The following is a 15,059-nucleotide window of genomic DNA, read 5'->3' on the forward strand; positions in this document are numbered from 1 at the left end:
CTCCCCGGGCGGCTCGTCGGGACGCTCGTCGTCGCTGCTCACAGCCAGATTCTTACCAGACGGCACCGACATCGGGGCTGGTCACCAGGGCGCTCCGGCGCACGGCGACGGGCCCCGACACCAGGGTGTCCGGGGCCCGTCGCCGTCGAAGCGGCTGTGCCGTCCTACAGGCCGACCGCCGTGCGCAGGGCGTCCACGCGGTCCGTGCGCTCCCAGGTGAAGTCGGGCTCCTCGCGGCCGAAGTGGCCGTAGGCCGCCGTCTGGGCGTAGATCGGGCGGAGCAGGTCGAGGTCGCGGATGATCGCGGCCGGACGCAGGTCGAAGACCGTGGTGATGGCCTGCTGGATCTTCTCGACGTCGACCGTGGCGGTGCCGAAGGTCTCGACGAACAGGCCCACGGGCTCGGCCTTGCCGATCGCGTACGCGACCTGGACCTCGCAGCGCGCGGCGAGGCCGGCGGCGACCACGTTCTTCGCGACCCAGCGCATCGCGTAGGCGGCGCTGCGGTCGACCTTGGACGGGTCCTTGCCGGAGAAGGCGCCGCCGCCGTGGCGGGCCATGCCGCCGTAGGTGTCGATGATGATCTTGCGGCCGGTCAGTCCGGCGTCGCCCATCGGGCCGCCGATCTCGAAGCGGCCGGTGGGGTTGACCAGCAGGCGGTAGCCCTCGGTCTCCAGCTTGATGCCGTCCTCGAGGAGCTGCTTGATCACGTGCTCGACGACGAACTCGCGGATGTCGGGTGCGAGCAGCGAGTCCAGGTCGATGTCCGACGCGTGCTGCGAGGAGACGACGACGGTGTCGAGGCGGGTGGCCTTGTCACCCTCGTACTCGATGGTGACCTGGGTCTTGCCGTCGGGGCGCAGGTACGGGATGGTCCCGTTCTTGCGGACCTCGGAGAGCCGGTGGGAGAGCCGGTGGGCGAGGTGGATCGGGAGCGGCATCAGCTCGGGCGTCTCGTCGCACGCGTAGCCGAACATCAGGCCCTGGTCGCCGGCGCCCTGCTTGTCGAGCTCGTCCTCCACACCCCCGACCCGCTTCTCGTACGCGGTGTCGACACCCTGCGCGATGTCCGGGGACTGCGCTCCGATGGAGACCGACACGCCGCAGGAGGCGCCGTCGAAGCCCTTCTTGGAGGAGTCGTAGCCGATCTCCAGCACCTTGTCGCGCACGAGCTTCGCGATCGGCGCGTACGCCTTGGTGGTGACCTCACCGGCCACATGGACCAGACCCGTGGTGATCAGCGTCTCCACAGCGACCCGGGAGGTGGGGTCCTCACGCAGGAGAGCGTCGAGGATCGTGTCGCTGATCTGGTCAGCGATCTTGTCAGGATGACCTTCGGTCACGGACTCCGAAGTGAACAGACGGCGCGACACATCGCTCCCTGGGGTTGCAGCGGCTGCTGGCTAGATCCTTGTCGGAACGACCGGAGGAGCTGCGCCCCGTCGTCGTTCCTGGGCCAGTTTATCCGCCCTGTCGCCCAGAAGGTCCAGGCGTCTCGGACTCTGGGAGTCGAGTTGAGGCGCTCACTCCGTCCTGCGTTACGCCGATCGCCCCCCATCCCGACCTGGAAGACCTGGTTTGGGCTATTTTTGGCCACCCGGAAGAGGGAACCAAGAATTAACTTTCCGTTCGTCTAGACGGACCCGAGCGAGGGTACGACCAGGTCCCAGACCGTGTCGGCGAGCGCCTCCTTGGGACCGCGCGGCACCGGCGTCTCACCGCCGTCCGCGGCGAGGATCACGGCCTCGTTGTCCTCGGCGCCGAAGGTCTTGCGCTCTCCCACCTCGTTGACGACCAGCAGATCACAGCCCTTGCGGCGGAGCTTGGCGCGGCCGTTGGCCAGCACGTCGTCGGTCTCGGCGGCGAATCCGACGATCACCTGTCCCGGCCTCGGCCGGTCGGCGCCGATCTCCGCGAGGATGTCCGGATTGCGGACCAGCACGATCGGCGCGGGCTCCTCGCCGTCCTTCTTCTTGATCTTTCCGGCGGCGTACTCCGCGGGGCGGAAATCGGCCACGGCCGCCGCCATGACCACGGCGTCGGCGTCCGCGGCGGCCTTCAGGACCGCCTCGCGCAGTTGTACGGCGGTACCGACGCGCACGATGTCGACACCGGCCGGGTCGGGCAGCCCGGTGTTGGCCTCGACAAGGGTGACGCGGGCGCCCCGGGCGGCCGCCGTACGGGCCAGCGCGTACCCCTGCTTCCCGGAGGAGCGGTTGCCGAGGAAACGCACGGGGTCGAGCGGCTCTCGCGTGCCACCGGCCGAGACCACGACATGCCTCCCCGCCAGGTCGGCCGTGGCCACCCCGCGCGCCAGGACCCGGCGGCAGACCTCGAAGATCGCGTCGGGGTCGGGCAGCCGCCCCTTGCCGGTGTCGACGCCGGTCAGACGGCCGACGGCGGGCTCGACGACGACGGCTCCGCGCTCGCGCAGGGTGGCGACGTTCGCCTGCGTGGCGGGGTGCTCCCACATCTCGGTGTGCATGGCCGGCGCGAAGACGACCGGGCAGCGCGCGGTGAGGAGGGTGTTGGTCAGCAGGTCGTCCGCCAGACCCTGGGCGGCCTTGGCGAGCATGTCGGCGGTGGCGGGGGCGACGACGACGAGATCGGCGGACTGGCCGATGCGCACGTGCGGCACCTCGTGGACGTCCGACCAGACCTCGGTGGAGACGGGGTGGCCGGAGAGCGCGGACCAGGTCGCGGCGCCGACGAAATGCAGGGCGGACGCGGTCGGTACGACCCGTACGTCATGGCCCGACTCGGTGAGACGGCGCAGCAGCTCGCACGCCTTGTACGCGGCGATCCCGCCGCTCACCCCGAGGACGACCCTCGGCCTGCCTCCCGACCGCTCCGTCTGGTCCACCGTGTCTCCCCGTGTTCGGTTGGATGCGTCTTCCCCTATGACACACCACAGGCCCGGCGGTCGCGCCGCCGGGCCTGTGGTGAAGGGAGTCTGTCGCCGTTACTGCGCCGGGCCGTCGATGGCCTCGGACGTCAGCAGACCCGCGTTGATCTCACGCAGGGCGATCGAGAGCGGCTTCTCGTGGACGTGTGTGTCCACCAGCGGACCGACGTACTCGAGCAGGCCCTCACCGAGCTGCGAGTAGTACGCGTTGATCTGACGCGCGCGCTTGGCCGCGTAGATCACGAGGCTGTACTTCGAGTCCGTGGCCTCGAGCAGCTCGTCGATCGGCGGGTTGATGATGCCCTCGGGCGTGGAAATGGAAGAGGACACTCTCTTGCCTTCCGAAGATAAATCAGGGAAATACAGGAAATACCGGGTGCTGCCGACGGCTGCGCGAAAGCAGACAGAGGTCAGACAACTGCCATCAAGGCTAGCAGCTCGCGAGCGACGTCCTCGACGGAGGTGTTGACCAGGCTGGTGTCGAACTCCGACTCGGCGGCCAGCTCCACCTTCGCGGCCGCCAGCCGGCGCTCGATCACCTCGGCCGACTCGGTGCCCCGGCCGGTGAGCCGGCGGACCAGTTCGTCCCAGCTCGGCGGCGCCAGGAAGATCAGTTGCGAGTCCGGCATCGAGTCCTTGACCTGCCGCGCGCCCTGGAGATCGATCTCCAGGAGGACGGGCTCGCCCGCCTCCAGGCGTTCGAGCACCGCGCGACGCGGCGTGCCGTAGCGATTGCCCGCGAACTCCGCCCATTCCAGCAGTTCACCGTTGGCGACCAGCTTGTCGAACTCCTCGTCGCCCACGAAGAAGTACTGGACGCCGTTGCGTTCGCCGGGGCGCGGCTTTCTGGTGGTGGCCGACACCGAGAGCCATACCTCGGGGTGGACCTTGCGCATATGGGCGACGACCGTGCTCTTGCCGACCCCCGAGGGGCCGGAGAGCACGGTCAGCCGCGGACGTACCTCTGGTGCCATGCAGCGATTATCCAGGTTCCCGGGAGTGCCCGGGAACGTCAGGCGGCACCGCCGCCGAACTCGCGTTCCAGCGACGCGATCTGGTTGGAGCCGAGACCCCGCACACGGCGGCTCTCGGAGATGCCGAGTCGCTCCATGATCTGCTTGGCGCGCACCTTGCCCACGCCGGGCAGGGATTCGAGGAGGGCGGAGACCTTCATCTTGCCGATGACGTCGTTCTCCTGTCCCTGCTTGATGACCTCGTGGAGGGAGGCGCCGGAGTGCTTGAGTCGATTCTTGACCTCGGCCCGCTCCCGGCGAGCCGCGGCGGCCTTTTCGAGCGCGGCTGCGCGCTGTTCAGGGGTAAGGGGCGGAAGAGCCACGCCTACGTCACCTCGGATGTCGAACTGTCGGATACGGACCGGTGAGGAACGGGGACGCCCCACACCAGGGGAGCAACGAGCGAAACCTCCGCACGTTGGCTCTCGACGGAGACTAGCGTTGAAGACCGCTCTCGTCAGCGAGAACAGCCGAAAAGTCCTGGTCAGCATCGCCCGACCAGGACATTCCTGGCAAAACAACCCGCTTTTCTTCCTGGATCCGCGCCGGATCAACGCAGAATCCGCGTTCGACCCGCCTCAGCGCGCTGCTTCTGCGCCCCCGACCGCCGTCCGGACCTCGTCCGCGAACCGCTCCGCGGCCGCACGCAGGGCGTAAACATCGGGACCGGCACGCAGTACACCCCGGCTCACACTCGGCACCACGTTTCGGACGGCCGCGCCGAAGACTCCCGGAAGATCCGCGGGGGTCGCGCCCTGCGCCCCGATGCCGGGGGCGAGGAGCGGACCGTTGATCGCGAGATTCACCCCGGCCTCGCCGAGGGTCGCCCCGACGACGGCGCCGACCGAGCCGAGCGGAGCCGCGCCCGCGTTCTCGGCCGCCATGTGGTCGAGCATCGCCTGTGCCACCGAGGGGCCGCCGGCGGTGGTGGCCCGCTGGACCTCGGCGCCCTCCGGGTTGGAGGTGAGGGCGAGGACGAAGAGACCCGAGCCGCTGATCGCCGCCGCGTCCAGTGCGGGGCGCAGCGAGCCGAAGCCGAGGTACGGCGAGACGGTGACGGCGTCCGAGAAGAGCGGGCTGTCCTTGTCGAGGTAGGTCGCGGCGTACGCGGCCATGGTGGAGCCGATGTCGCCCCGCTTGGCGTCCATCAGCACGAGCGCCCCGGCGGCTCGCGCCTCGGCGACCGCGTTCTCCAGGACGGCCACACCGCGCGAGCCGAACCGTTCGAAGAACGCGGACTGCGGTTTCAGTACGGCGACGCGGTCGGCCAGTGCCCCGACGACCGTCCGTGTGAAGGCCGTCAGCCCCTCGACGTCGTCGTTCAGGCCCCAGTCGCGCAGCAGGGAGGCGTGGGGGTCGATGCCCACGCAGAGCGGGCCCCGGGTGTCCATGGCGCGGCGCAGGCGTGCGCCGAAGGGCTCGGCGTCGGTCGTCGCTGCGGATACGTGGGCGGTGTTCACGCGCGTACCTTCCTGGTGTCCGCGCCGACGGCCTCGGCGAGAGTGGCGTACCCGCTGGTGGCCAGCCGGGCGGCGAGCCCCTTGTGGATGCCCCGGCTCCAGAACGGTCCCTGGTAGATGAAGGCGCTGTAGCCCTGGACGAGCGTCGCGCCGGCCAGGATGCGCTGCCAGGCGTCCTCGGCGTTCTCGATGCCACCCACGCCGACGAGGGTGATCCTGTCCCCCACCCGTGCGTAGAGACGGCGCAGGACCTCCAGCGAGCGCTTCTTCAGGGGCGCGCCGGAGAGTCCTCCGGCCTCGGCGAGCAGGGACGGGGCCGTCCTCAGGCCGAGGCCGTGCCGGGCGACGGTGGTGTTGGTGGCGATGATGCCGTCGAGGCCCAGCTCGACGGCCAGGTCGGCGACGGCGTCGATGTCCTCGTCGGCGAGATCGGGCGCGATCTTCACCAGCAGCGGGACGCGCCGCTCGGTGACGACGCGGTCGGCGGCCTCGCGCACGGCCGTCAGAAGCGGTCGCAGCTGGTCGACGGCCTGGAGGTCACGCAGACCGGGGGTGTTGGGGGACGAGACGTTGACGACGAGGTAGTCGGCGTGGGCGGCCAGGCGTTCGGTCGACGTCACGTAGTCGCCGATCGCCCCGTCGTCGCCTACGGCCTTGGTCTTGCCGATGTTGACGCCGACGGTGGTACGGAAGACCGGTCGGCGGGTGGCGAGGCGCAGGGCGATGGTGGCCGATCCGTCGTTGTTGAAGCCCATGCGGTTGATCAGCGCCCGGTCGGCGGGCAGCCGGAACAGACGCTGCGGCGGATTGCCCGTCTGCGGCCGGCCGGTGACCGTGCCGATCTCGACGTGGTCGAAGCCGAGCATGCTCATGGCGTCGATGGCGACGGCGTTCTTGTCGAAGCCCGCGGCTAGGCCGAAGGGGCCGTGCATGCGCAGCCCGAAGGCCTCGGTGCGCAGCTCCTCGTAACGGGGCGCGAGCGCGGCGGCGACGAAGGTACGCAGGACGGGGACGCCGACGACGAACCGGATCCAGCGGAAGGCCAGTTGGTGGGCCTGCTCCGGGTCCATCCGCCGGAAGAAGAGCCGGAAGAAGAGTCGGTACATGAGCGGGGCTCCTCTGGGTCGTGTCTGACGAATGGCACCGTCCGCGCACGCGGCGGGGCGCGGCGCCGGCGCGTGGCGTCGTCTGTCGAAGGGATCATTCTCGTACCGGGCGCACTCGAATGACCCCGACGACGCAAAGAGCACCCTCCCGCGCCGGGGGAACTGCCCCGGACGCGCTCCGGGGCGTGCGGGGTGAGTCGCGCCGCGGGCCCTGCCCGGCGGCGCGACTCTCCCCACAGGGCCTAGTCCTCCCGGGCCGCGATGAGGTGCTGGGCGTGCTCCTGGAGCGAACGGACGCCCACGTCGCCGTGGTTGAGGGCGTCGATGCCCTGGACGGCCGCGGCGAGTGCCTGCACCGTCGTCAGACAGGGGACGCCGCGCGCCACGGCCGCCGTACGGATCTCGTAGCCGTCCAGCCGGCCGCCGGTGCCGTAGGGGGTGTTGACGATGAGGTCGACCTCGCCGTCGTGGATGAGCTGGACGATGGTCTTCTCGCCGTTCGGGCCGGTGCCCTCGAACTGCTTGCGCACGATCGTGGCGTTGATGCCGTTGCGCCGCAGGACCTCGGCGGTGCCGTAGGTGGCGAGCAGTTCGAAGCCGTGCGCCACCAGTTCCCGCGCGGGGAAGATCATCGAGCGCTTGTCGCGGTTGGCGACGGAGATGAAGGCGCGGCCCTTCGTGGGAAGCGGACCGTACGCCCCCGCCTGCGACTTGGCGTACGCCGTGCCGAAGACGGAGTCGATGCCCATGACCTCGCCGGTGGAGCGCATCTCCGGGCCGAGGACGGTGTCGACGCCGCGTCCGTGGATGTCGCGGAAGCGCGACCACGGCATGACGGCCTCCTTGACGGAGATCGGCGCGTCCAGGGGCAGCGTGCCGCCGTCGCCGGCCGAGGGCAGCAGCCCCTCCGTACGGAGGTCGGCGATGGTGGCGCCCAGGGAGATCCGGGCGGCGGCCTTGGCCAGTGGCACGGCGGTGGCCTTGGAGGTGAACGGCACGGTGCGCGAGGCGCGCGGGTTGGCCTCCAGGACGTACAGGATGTCACCGGCCAGCGCGAACTGGATGTTGATCAGACCGCGTACGCCGACCCCGCGCGCGATGGCCTCGGTGGAGGCGCGCAGCCGCTTGATGTCGAAGCCGCCGAGGGTGATCGGGGGCAGGGCGCACGCCGAGTCGCCGGAGTGGATGCCGGCCTCCTCGATGTGCTCCATGACGCCGCCGAGGTAGAGCTCGGTCCCGTCGTAGAGCGCGTCGACGTCGATCTCGATGGCGTCGTCGAGGAAGCGGTCGACCAGGACGGGCCGGGTGGGGCTGATCTCGGTGGACTCGGCGATGTACGAGGAGAGCCGGGTCTCGTCGTACACGATCTCCATGCCGCGCCCGCCCAGCACGTACGAGGGCCGGACCAGCACCGGGTAGCCGATCTCGTCGGCGATGGCCTTGGCCTCGTCGAAGGTGGTGGCCGTGCCGTGCTTGGGGGCGGGCAGCCCGGCCTCGGCGAGGACCCGGCCGAAGGCGCCGCGGTCCTCGGCGGCGTGGATCGCCTCCGGGGGCGTGCCGACGACGGGGACGCCGTTGTCCTTCAGCGCCTGGGCGAGACCGAGCGGTGTCTGGCCGCCGAGCTGGACGATGACGCCCGCGACGGGCCCGGCCAGCGTCTCCGCGTGGACGATCTCCAGGACGTCCTCCAGGGTGAGCGGCTCGAAGTAGAGCCGGTCGGAGGTGTCGTAGTCCGTGGAGACGGTCTCCGGGTTGCAGTTGACCATCACGGTCTCGTAGCCGCCGGCGGGGGTCGGGGCCGCGCTCAGCGCGAAGGAGGCGTGCACGCAGGAGTAGTCGAACTCGATGCCCTGGCCGATGCGGTTGGGGCCCGAGCCGAGGATGATCACCGCGGGCCTCTCGCGCGGCGCGACCTCGCTCTCCTCGTCGTAGGAGGAGTAGAAGTACGGCGTCTTGGCGGCGAACTCGGCGGCGCACGTGTCGACCGTCTTGTAGACGGGGCGGATGCCGAGCGCGTGCCGTACCTCGCGTACGACGTCCTCGCGCAGCCCCCGGATCTCGGCGATCTGGGCGTCGGAGAAGCCGTGGCGCTTGACTTCGGCGAGGAGTTCGGGGCTGAGCCGGTCGGCTGCGGCGAGCTCGTCCGCGTACTCCTTGATCAGGAAGAGCTGGTCGACGAACCAGGGGTCGATCTTCGTCGCGTCGAAGACCTCCTCCTGGCTCGCACCGGCGCGGATCGCCCGCATGACGGTGTTGACGCGGCCGTCGGTGGGGACCTTCGCCAGCTCCAGCAGCTCGGCCTTGGTACCGAGGTCGCCGGTGAAGTCGAACTGGCTGCCCTTCTTCTCCAGCGAGCGCAGCGCCTTCTGGAGCGCCTCGGTGAAGTTGCGGCCGATGGCCATCGCCTCGCCCACCGACTTCATGGTGGTGGTGAGGGTGGCGTCGGCGGCGGGGAACTTCTCGAAGGCGAAACGCGGGACCTTCACCACGACGTAGTCGAGGGTCGGCTCGAAGGAGGCCGGGGTCTTCTCGGTGATGTCGTTGGGGATCTCGTCGAGCGTGTAGCCGACGGCGAGACGCGCCGCGATCTTGGCGATCGGGAAACCGGTGGCCTTGGAGGCGAGCGCGGAGGAGCGCGAGACGCGCGGGTTCATCTCGATGACGATGATCCGGCCGTCGGCCGGGTCGACGGCGAACTGGATGTTGCAGCCGCCGGTGTCGACGCCGACCTCGCGGATGATCGCGATGCCGATGTCGCGCAGCCGCTGGTACTCGCGGTCGGTGAGGGTCATGGCGGGCGCGACGGTGATGGAGTCGCCGGTGTGGACGCCCATCGGGTCGAAGTTCTCGATGGAGCAGACGACCACGACGTTGTCGTTCCTGTCGCGCATCAGCTCCAGTTCGTACTCCTTCCAGCCGAGGATGGACTCCTCCAGGAGCACCTCGGTGGTCGGCGAGAGCATCAGGCCCTGTCCGGCGATCCGGCGCAGCTCGTCCTCGTCGTGGGCGAAGCCGGAGCCGGCGCCGCCCATGGTGAAGGAGGGGCGTACGACGACGGGGTAGCCGCCGAGTTCGTCGACACCGGCCAGGATGTCGTCCATCGAGTGGCAGATGACGGAGCGGGCGGACTCGCCGTGGCCGATCTTGGCGTTGACGGCCTCGACGACGCCCTTGAAGAGGTCGCGGTCCTCGCCCTTGTGGATGGCTTCGACGTTGGCGCCGATGAGTTCGACACCGTACTTGGTGAGGACGCCGGCCTCGTGCATGGAGATCGCGGTGTTGAGCGCGGTCTGGCCGCCGAGGGTGGGCAGGAGCGCGTCGGGGCGCTCCTTGGCGATGATCTTCTCGACGAACTCGGGGGTGATCGGCTCGACGTAGGTGGCGTCGGCGATCTCCGGGTCGGTCATGATCGTGGCCGGGTTGGAGTTGACGAGGATGACGCGCAGGCCCTCGGCCTTGAGGACGCGGCAGGCCTGGGTACCGGAGTAGTCGAACTCGGCCGCCTGGCCGATGACGATCGGGCCCGAGCCGATGACCAGGACGGACCGGATATCGGAGCGCTTAGGCACGCGGGTCCTCCATCGGGACGGTGTTCATCAAGGACGTGAAGCGGTCGAAGAGGTACGCGGCGTCGTGCGGGCCGGCCGCCGCCTCGGGGTGGTACTGGACGCTGAAGACCGGCCGGTCGAGCAGTCTGAGCCCCTCGACCACGTTGTCGTTGAGACAGACGTGGGAGACCTCGGCGCGGCCGTAGGGAGTGTCGGAGATCCGGTCGAGCGGGGCGTCGACGGCGAACCCGTGGTTGTGCGCGGTGACCTCGACCTTGCCGGTGGAACGATCCTGCACGGGTTGGTTGATGCCGCGGTGACCGTACTTGAGTTTGTAGGTGCCGAACCCCAGGGCGCGGCCCAGGAGTTGGTTGCCGAAACAGATGCCGAAGAGCGGGGTGCCGCGCTCCAGCACGGCCTTGACGACCGTGAGATCCGCGGTGGCCGGGTCGCCGGGACCGTTGGAGAGGAACACGCCGTCGGGCTCGATCGCGTAGACGTCGTCGACGGTCGCGGTGGCGGGCAGGACATGCACCTCGATACCGCGCTCGGCCATCCGGCGGGGCGTCATGCCCTTGATGCCGAGGTCGATGGCGGCGACGGTGAACCGCTTGGTGCCGATGGCCGGGACGACGTACGTCTCGGTGGCGGCGACCTCCGCGGAGAGGTTCGCGCCCTTCATCGCGGGTGCCCGGCGTACGCGCTCGGCCAGTGCCGCGTGGTCGGTCGGAGATCCGTCGGGCAGGGCGGGGCCGGAGAAGATGCCGACGCGCATCGCGCCGCGCTCGCGCAGATGGCGGGTGAGGGCGCGGGTGTCGATCCCGCTGATGCCGACGACGCCCTGCCGTACCAGCTCCTCGTCCAGGGGGCGCCGGGAGCGCCAGTTGGACGGGGTGCGGGCGGGGTCGCGTACGACATAGCCGGCGACCCAGATCCGGCCGGACTCGTCGTCCTCGTCGTTGACACCGGTGTTGCCGATGTGCGGGGCGGTCATGACGACGACCTGGCGGTGGTACGAGGGGTCGGTGAGGGTTTCCTGGTAGCCGGTCATACCGGTGGAGAACACCGCCTCGCCGAAGGTCTCCCCCACGGCCCCGTAGGCACGGCCGCGGAAGCCGCGGCCGTCCTCCAGGACGAGTACGGCGGGAGCCTGGGCGGCTCCCCGGGTGGAGAGGGTCATCGTGCGGTGCCTTCCGTCGTGATCTGTGCGGTGTGCGGGGCGGCCGGCGCGTGGGCGGCCGGGACCGGTGCGTCGTGCGTCGTCGTGGACCGGTTCATGAGGTCGACGGCCTCGACCCAGGCGGTGTGCTCGGCCGCGTGGTCCGATCGGAAGCCGGAGTCGAGCAGCCGGTCGCCGTGCTGCCAGGTGAGGATCAGAAGTCCGCCCTCGGCGAGGACCTTGCCGGCGATGCCCTTGTCGAGCCGGGCGGCGCGCAGTCGGCCGGCCGGGACGAAGAAGTCGGTGGCCCCGGGCCGTACGACGTCGACGCCCGCGTCGGTGAGCGTCAGCTCCACCCGGCTGCGCACGCCGAGGCCGTGGGCGACGATCCGGTCCAGCCACTGCCCGGCGGTCGTGGAGCCGTGGTAGCGGCCGCTGAGCCGCAGCCGTACGTCCCCGGCCGTCGAACCTCCGGGCGCCTGGGGCAGCTCCGGCAGATCGGACTGGAGGCTCCCGCGCCACTTCCAGCCCTGGCGCATCAGCCAGTACACGAGCGCGACGAAGAGGAGCAGGCCCACCACCCAGCCGATCCGGGCGGACCAGTCGGTCACCTCCGCCGACCTCTGCTCGGCGGCCAGATTGATCAGTGCAGCGCTCACGCCAGATTCCCGTCGACGACCGTGGCACGGCCCCGCAGGAAGGTGTGCGTGACACGTCCCGGCAGCTCGCGGCCCTGGTAGGGGGTGTTGCGGCTGCGGGAGGCGAAGCCCGCGGGGTCCACCACTCCACGGTAATCGGGATCGACGAGCGTGAGGTTGGCGGGCTCACCTGCCGAGACGGGACGGCCGTGTCCGGCGAGACGGCCGATCTGCGCGGGCCGTACGGACATCCGGTCGGCGACGCCCACCCAGTCGATGAGACCGGTGTCGACCATCGTCTGCTGGACCACGGACAGGGCGGTCTCCAGGCCGACCATGCCCATGGCGGCGGCGGCCCACTCGCAGTCCTTGTCCTCGTGCGGGTGCGGGGCGTGGTCGGTGGCGACGCAGTCGATGGTGCCGTCGGCGAGGGCCTCGCGCAGCGCCAGGACGTCGGCCTCGGTACGCAGCGGCGGGTTCACCTTGTAGATGGGGTTGTAGGACCGTACGAGCTCGTCGGTCAGCAGCAGATGGTGCGGGGTCACCTCGGCGGTGACGTTCCAGCCCTTCGACTTGGCCCACCGGATGATCTCGACCGAACCGGCCGTGGAGAGATGGCAGATGTGGACGCGGGAGCCGACATGGGCGGCCAGCAGGACGTCCCGGGCGATGATCGACTCCTCGGCGACGGCGGGCCAGCCGCCGAGCCCGAGCTCCGCCGAGACGACGCCCTCGTTCATCTGGGCGCCCTCGGTGAGCCGGGGCTCCTGGGCGTGCTGGGCGATGACCCCGTCGAAGGCCTTCACGTACTCCAGGGCCCGGCGCATGATCACCGCGTCGTCCACGCACTTGCCGTCGTCGGAGAAGACCCGCACACCGGCGGCCGAGTCGTGCATGGCGCCGAGTTCGGCGAGCTGCTTGCCCTCCAGGCCGACGGTGACGGCGCCGACGGGCTGCACGTCGCAGTAGCCGGACTCCCGGCCGAGCCGCCAGACCTGCTCGACGACACCGGCGGTGTCGGCGACGGGGAAGGTGTTGGCCATGGCGTGCACGGCGGTGAAGCCGCCCACCGCCGCCGCCCTGGTGCCGGTGAGGACGGTCTCGGAGTCCTCACGGCCCGGCTCGCGCAGATGCGTGTGCAGATCGACCAGACCGGGCAGCAGGATCTGCCCCTCGGCCTCCACGACGGTGGCGTCACCCGCGTCGATGCCGATGCCCACCCGCTCGATGACCGTGCCGTCGATGAGGACGTCGCTCGCCTCGCCGCCGAGCACCTTGGCGCCACGGATCAGGGTCTTGCTCATGGTTACTTGCTCTCCTCGGTGGCGGACGACGCGCGGGAATGGGTGACGGCGGGCGCACTCGTTGAATTGAACACAGCGCCGCCCAGCAGCAGATACAGGACGGCCATCCGCGTCGAGACGCCGTTGGCGACCTGCTCGACGGCGGTGCAGCGGTCGGAGTCGGCGACCTCGGCGGTGATCTCCATACCGCGGTTCATCGGGCCGGGGTGCATGACGATCGAGTTGTCGGGCATCCGCGCCATGCGCTGGCCGTCGAGCCCGTAGCGCCGTGAGTACTCGCGCTCGGTGGGGAAGAAGGCGGCGTTCATCCGCTCGCGCTGGACCCGGAGCATCATCACGGCATCGGACTTGGGCAGCACCTGGTCGAGGTCGTACGACACCTCGCAGGGCCACTTCTCGACGCCGATCGGCAGCAGGGTCGGCGGTGCGACGAGCGTGACCAGCGCGCCGAGCGTGTCCAGCAGCAGGACGTTGGAGCGGGCGACCCGGCTGTGCAGGATGTCGCCGACGATCGTGATCCGGCGCCCTTCGAGGTCCCTGCCGATGCCCGCGTCGGCGCCGACCAGCCTGCGGCGCATCGTGAAGGCGTCGAGCAGCGCCTGGGTGGGGTGTTCGTGCGTGCCGTCACCGGCGTTGATGACGGCGCCGTCGATCCAGCCGGAGTTGGCGAGCCGGTAGGGGGCGCCGGAGGACCCGTGGCGGATGACGACGGCGTCGGCGCCCATCGCCTCCAGCGTCAGCGCGGTGTCCTTGAGCGACTCTCCCTTGGAGACCGACGAGCCCTTGGCCGAGAAGTTGATGACATCGGCGGAGAGGCGTTTGGCTGCGGCCTCGAAGGAGATCCGGGTGCGGGTCGAGTCCTCGAAGAAGAGGTTGACGACCGTACGGCCGCGCAGCGTCGGCAGCTTCTTGATGGGCCGGTCGGCGACGCGGGCCATCTCCTCGGCGGTGTCGAGGATCAGCACGGCGTCGTCGCGGGTGAGGTCGGCGGCGGAGATCAGATGGCCGGGGGTACGGGGGCTTGCCCCTGGAAGGCGCAGCATCGGTGGTGCTCCGTTGTGTGGAGGTGGTTCCGGGTTCCGGGGTCCGGGCTGTTCCGGACGGGCTCGGCGGCATCGGGGCGCGCCGACGCCGCGGCCGGGGACCGGCCCGCGGCGTGCGGGTGTCGGCGCTACCGCTCGCCGGCCGGGGCGGGCTCCCCCGGGGCGGGCTTCTTCAGGCCCAGCAGCACGGTGTCGCGGCCGTCCTCCTCGGCGAGGAGCACCTTGACCGTCTCGCGCAGCGAGGTGGGGAGGTTCTTGCCCACGTAGTCGGCGCGGATGGGCAGTTCGCGGTGGCCTCGGTCGACGAGGATGGCGAGCTGGACCGCGCGTGGCCGTCCGATGTCGCCGAGCGCGTCGAGGGCCGCGCGGATGGTGCGGCCGGAGAAGAGCACGTCGTCCACGAGGACCACGAGGCGCCCGTCGACGCCGTCGGCCGGGATGTCGGTACGGGCCAGCGCGCGGGCGGGCCGCATCCGCAGATCGTCCCGGTACATCGTGATGTCGAGCGAGCCGACCGGGATCTTGCCGCCGGTGATCTCTTCGAGCTTGTCGCCGAGCCGCCGGGCCAGGAAGACGCCACGGGTCGGAATGCCGAGCAGAACCACGTCGTCGGCGCCCTTGGCGCGTTCGACGATCTCGTGGGCGATACGGGTCAGTGCCCGTGCGATGTCGGGCGCCTCCAGCACGGGGCGGGCGGCATCAGAGCTGTGCGTGTCCATAAGAAACGGACCTCCTTCTCCGCCTCACGGGACGGACGTTAAAGGACGTCGGATTTGCGCCGTCGACATTACCAGGTCCAACGGCCTTTTCCGGACTTGTGGCGGGGCGGGTCCGGACCATTCGGCTTGACGCATCCAAGTCACGCTGCGTAACCTCACAGTGA

The 15,059-nt window shown here is 70.3% G+C and carries 13 protein-coding genes; all 13 read right to left on the bottom strand.

Translation table 11 applies throughout. The features are described 5' to 3' along the window. Positions 1–164 precede the first annotated feature (164 nt). The 13 genes from metK to pyrR all read right to left on the bottom strand — a co-directional run bounded on the left by metK (position 165) and on the right by pyrR (position 14,895). Positions 165–1,373, bottom strand: a complete 1,209-nt coding sequence (gene metK / locus ACFWU9_RS09380) for a methionine adenosyltransferase (protein ID WP_384315989.1) — start codon at positions 1,371–1,373, stop codon at positions 165–167. A 260-nt stretch (positions 1,374–1,633) separates the two neighbouring features. After that, entirely contained in the window at positions 1,634–2,863 is a 1,230-nt protein-coding gene (gene coaBC / locus ACFWU9_RS09385) for a bifunctional phosphopantothenoylcysteine decarboxylase/phosphopantothenate--cysteine ligase CoaBC (protein WP_384315991.1), read from the bottom strand. A gap of 99 nt (positions 2,864–2,962) precedes the next feature. After that, on the bottom strand, positions 2,963–3,235 hold the full coding sequence (rpoZ, locus tag ACFWU9_RS09390; RefSeq protein WP_023542989.1) for a DNA-directed RNA polymerase subunit omega: 273 nt from the start codon (positions 3,233–3,235) through the stop codon (positions 2,963–2,965). 80 nt (positions 3,236–3,315) lie between these two features. After that, the gene (gmk, locus tag ACFWU9_RS09395; protein ID WP_384315993.1) at positions 3,316–3,879 is read right to left on the bottom strand and encodes a guanylate kinase; all 564 of its coding nucleotides are present in this window, start codon (positions 3,877–3,879) and stop codon (positions 3,316–3,318) included. Positions 3,880–3,917: 38 nt separating this feature from the next. After that, on the bottom strand, positions 3,918–4,241 hold the full coding sequence (locus ACFWU9_RS09400) for an integration host factor (RefSeq protein ID WP_005319887.1): 324 nt from the start codon (positions 4,239–4,241) through the stop codon (positions 3,918–3,920). A 255-nt stretch (positions 4,242–4,496) separates the two neighbouring features. Beyond that, a complete protein-coding gene (gene pyrF, locus ACFWU9_RS09405) occupies positions 4,497–5,378 on the bottom strand; it encodes an orotidine-5'-phosphate decarboxylase (protein ID WP_384315995.1) in 882 nt (293 codons plus the stop codon). Then, positions 5,375–6,484, bottom strand: coding sequence for a quinone-dependent dihydroorotate dehydrogenase (locus ACFWU9_RS09410; protein WP_384315997.1), 1,110 nt, complete (start codon positions 6,482–6,484; stop codon positions 5,375–5,377). Before ACFWU9_RS09410 ends, pyrF begins: the two co-directional genes overlap by 4 nt. Before the next feature lie 242 nt (positions 6,485–6,726). Next, positions 6,727–10,053 carry a carbamoyl-phosphate synthase large subunit gene (carB, locus tag ACFWU9_RS09415; protein ID WP_384315999.1) on the bottom strand — a complete coding sequence of 1,109 codons (3,327 nt, stop codon included), beginning with the start codon at positions 10,051–10,053 and terminating at the stop codon, positions 6,727–6,729. Then, entirely contained in the window at positions 10,046–11,212 is a 1,167-nt protein-coding gene (gene carA / locus ACFWU9_RS09420; protein ID WP_384316002.1) for a glutamine-hydrolyzing carbamoyl-phosphate synthase small subunit, read from the bottom strand. The genes carB and carA overlap by 8 nt, the downstream gene beginning before the upstream one ends. After that, a complete protein-coding gene (locus ACFWU9_RS09425; protein ID WP_384316004.1) occupies positions 11,209–11,850 on the bottom strand; it encodes a hypothetical protein in 642 nt (213 codons plus the stop codon). Before ACFWU9_RS09425 ends, carA begins: the two co-directional genes overlap by 4 nt. Beyond that, positions 11,847–13,133, bottom strand: a complete 1,287-nt coding sequence (locus ACFWU9_RS09430; RefSeq protein WP_384316006.1) for a dihydroorotase — start codon at positions 13,131–13,133, stop codon at positions 11,847–11,849. Before ACFWU9_RS09430 ends, ACFWU9_RS09425 begins: the two co-directional genes overlap by 4 nt. Positions 13,134–13,135: 2 nt before the next feature. Beyond that, entirely contained in the window at positions 13,136–14,176 is a 1,041-nt protein-coding gene (locus ACFWU9_RS09435; RefSeq protein ID WP_384316008.1) for an aspartate carbamoyltransferase catalytic subunit, read from the bottom strand. A 128-nt stretch (positions 14,177–14,304) separates the two neighbouring features. Then, a complete protein-coding gene (gene pyrR / locus ACFWU9_RS09440; RefSeq protein ID WP_384316010.1) occupies positions 14,305–14,895 on the bottom strand; it encodes a bifunctional pyr operon transcriptional regulator/uracil phosphoribosyltransferase PyrR in 591 nt (196 codons plus the stop codon). Positions 14,896–15,059 lie beyond the last annotated feature (164 nt).

Source organism: Streptomyces sp. NPDC058653 (assembly GCF_042716895.1).
GTDB lineage: Bacteria > Actinomycetota > Actinomycetes > Streptomycetales > Streptomycetaceae > Streptomyces.

Excerpts from the sequence above, each read along its gene's own strand:
- gmk (WP_384315993.1), bottom strand. The coding sequence starts at position 3,879 with ATGGCACCAGAGGTACGTCCGCGGCTGACCGTGCTCTCCGGCCCCTCG.
- pyrR (WP_384316010.1), bottom strand. The coding sequence starts at position 14,895 with ATGGACACGCACAGCTCTGATGCCGCCCGCCCCGTGCTGGAGGCGCCC.
- carA (WP_384316002.1), bottom strand. The coding sequence starts at position 11,212 with ATGACCCTCTCCACCCGGGGAGCCGCCCAGGCTCCCGCCGTACTCGTC.
- ACFWU9_RS09435 (WP_384316008.1), bottom strand. The coding sequence starts at position 14,176 with ATGCTGCGCCTTCCAGGGGCAAGCCCCCGTACCCCCGGCCATCTGATC.
- ACFWU9_RS09410 (WP_384315997.1), bottom strand. The coding sequence starts at position 6,484 with ATGTACCGACTCTTCTTCCGGCTCTTCTTCCGGCGGATGGACCCGGAG.
- ACFWU9_RS09430 (WP_384316006.1), bottom strand. The coding sequence starts at position 13,133 with ATGAGCAAGACCCTGATCCGTGGCGCCAAGGTGCTCGGCGGCGAGGCG.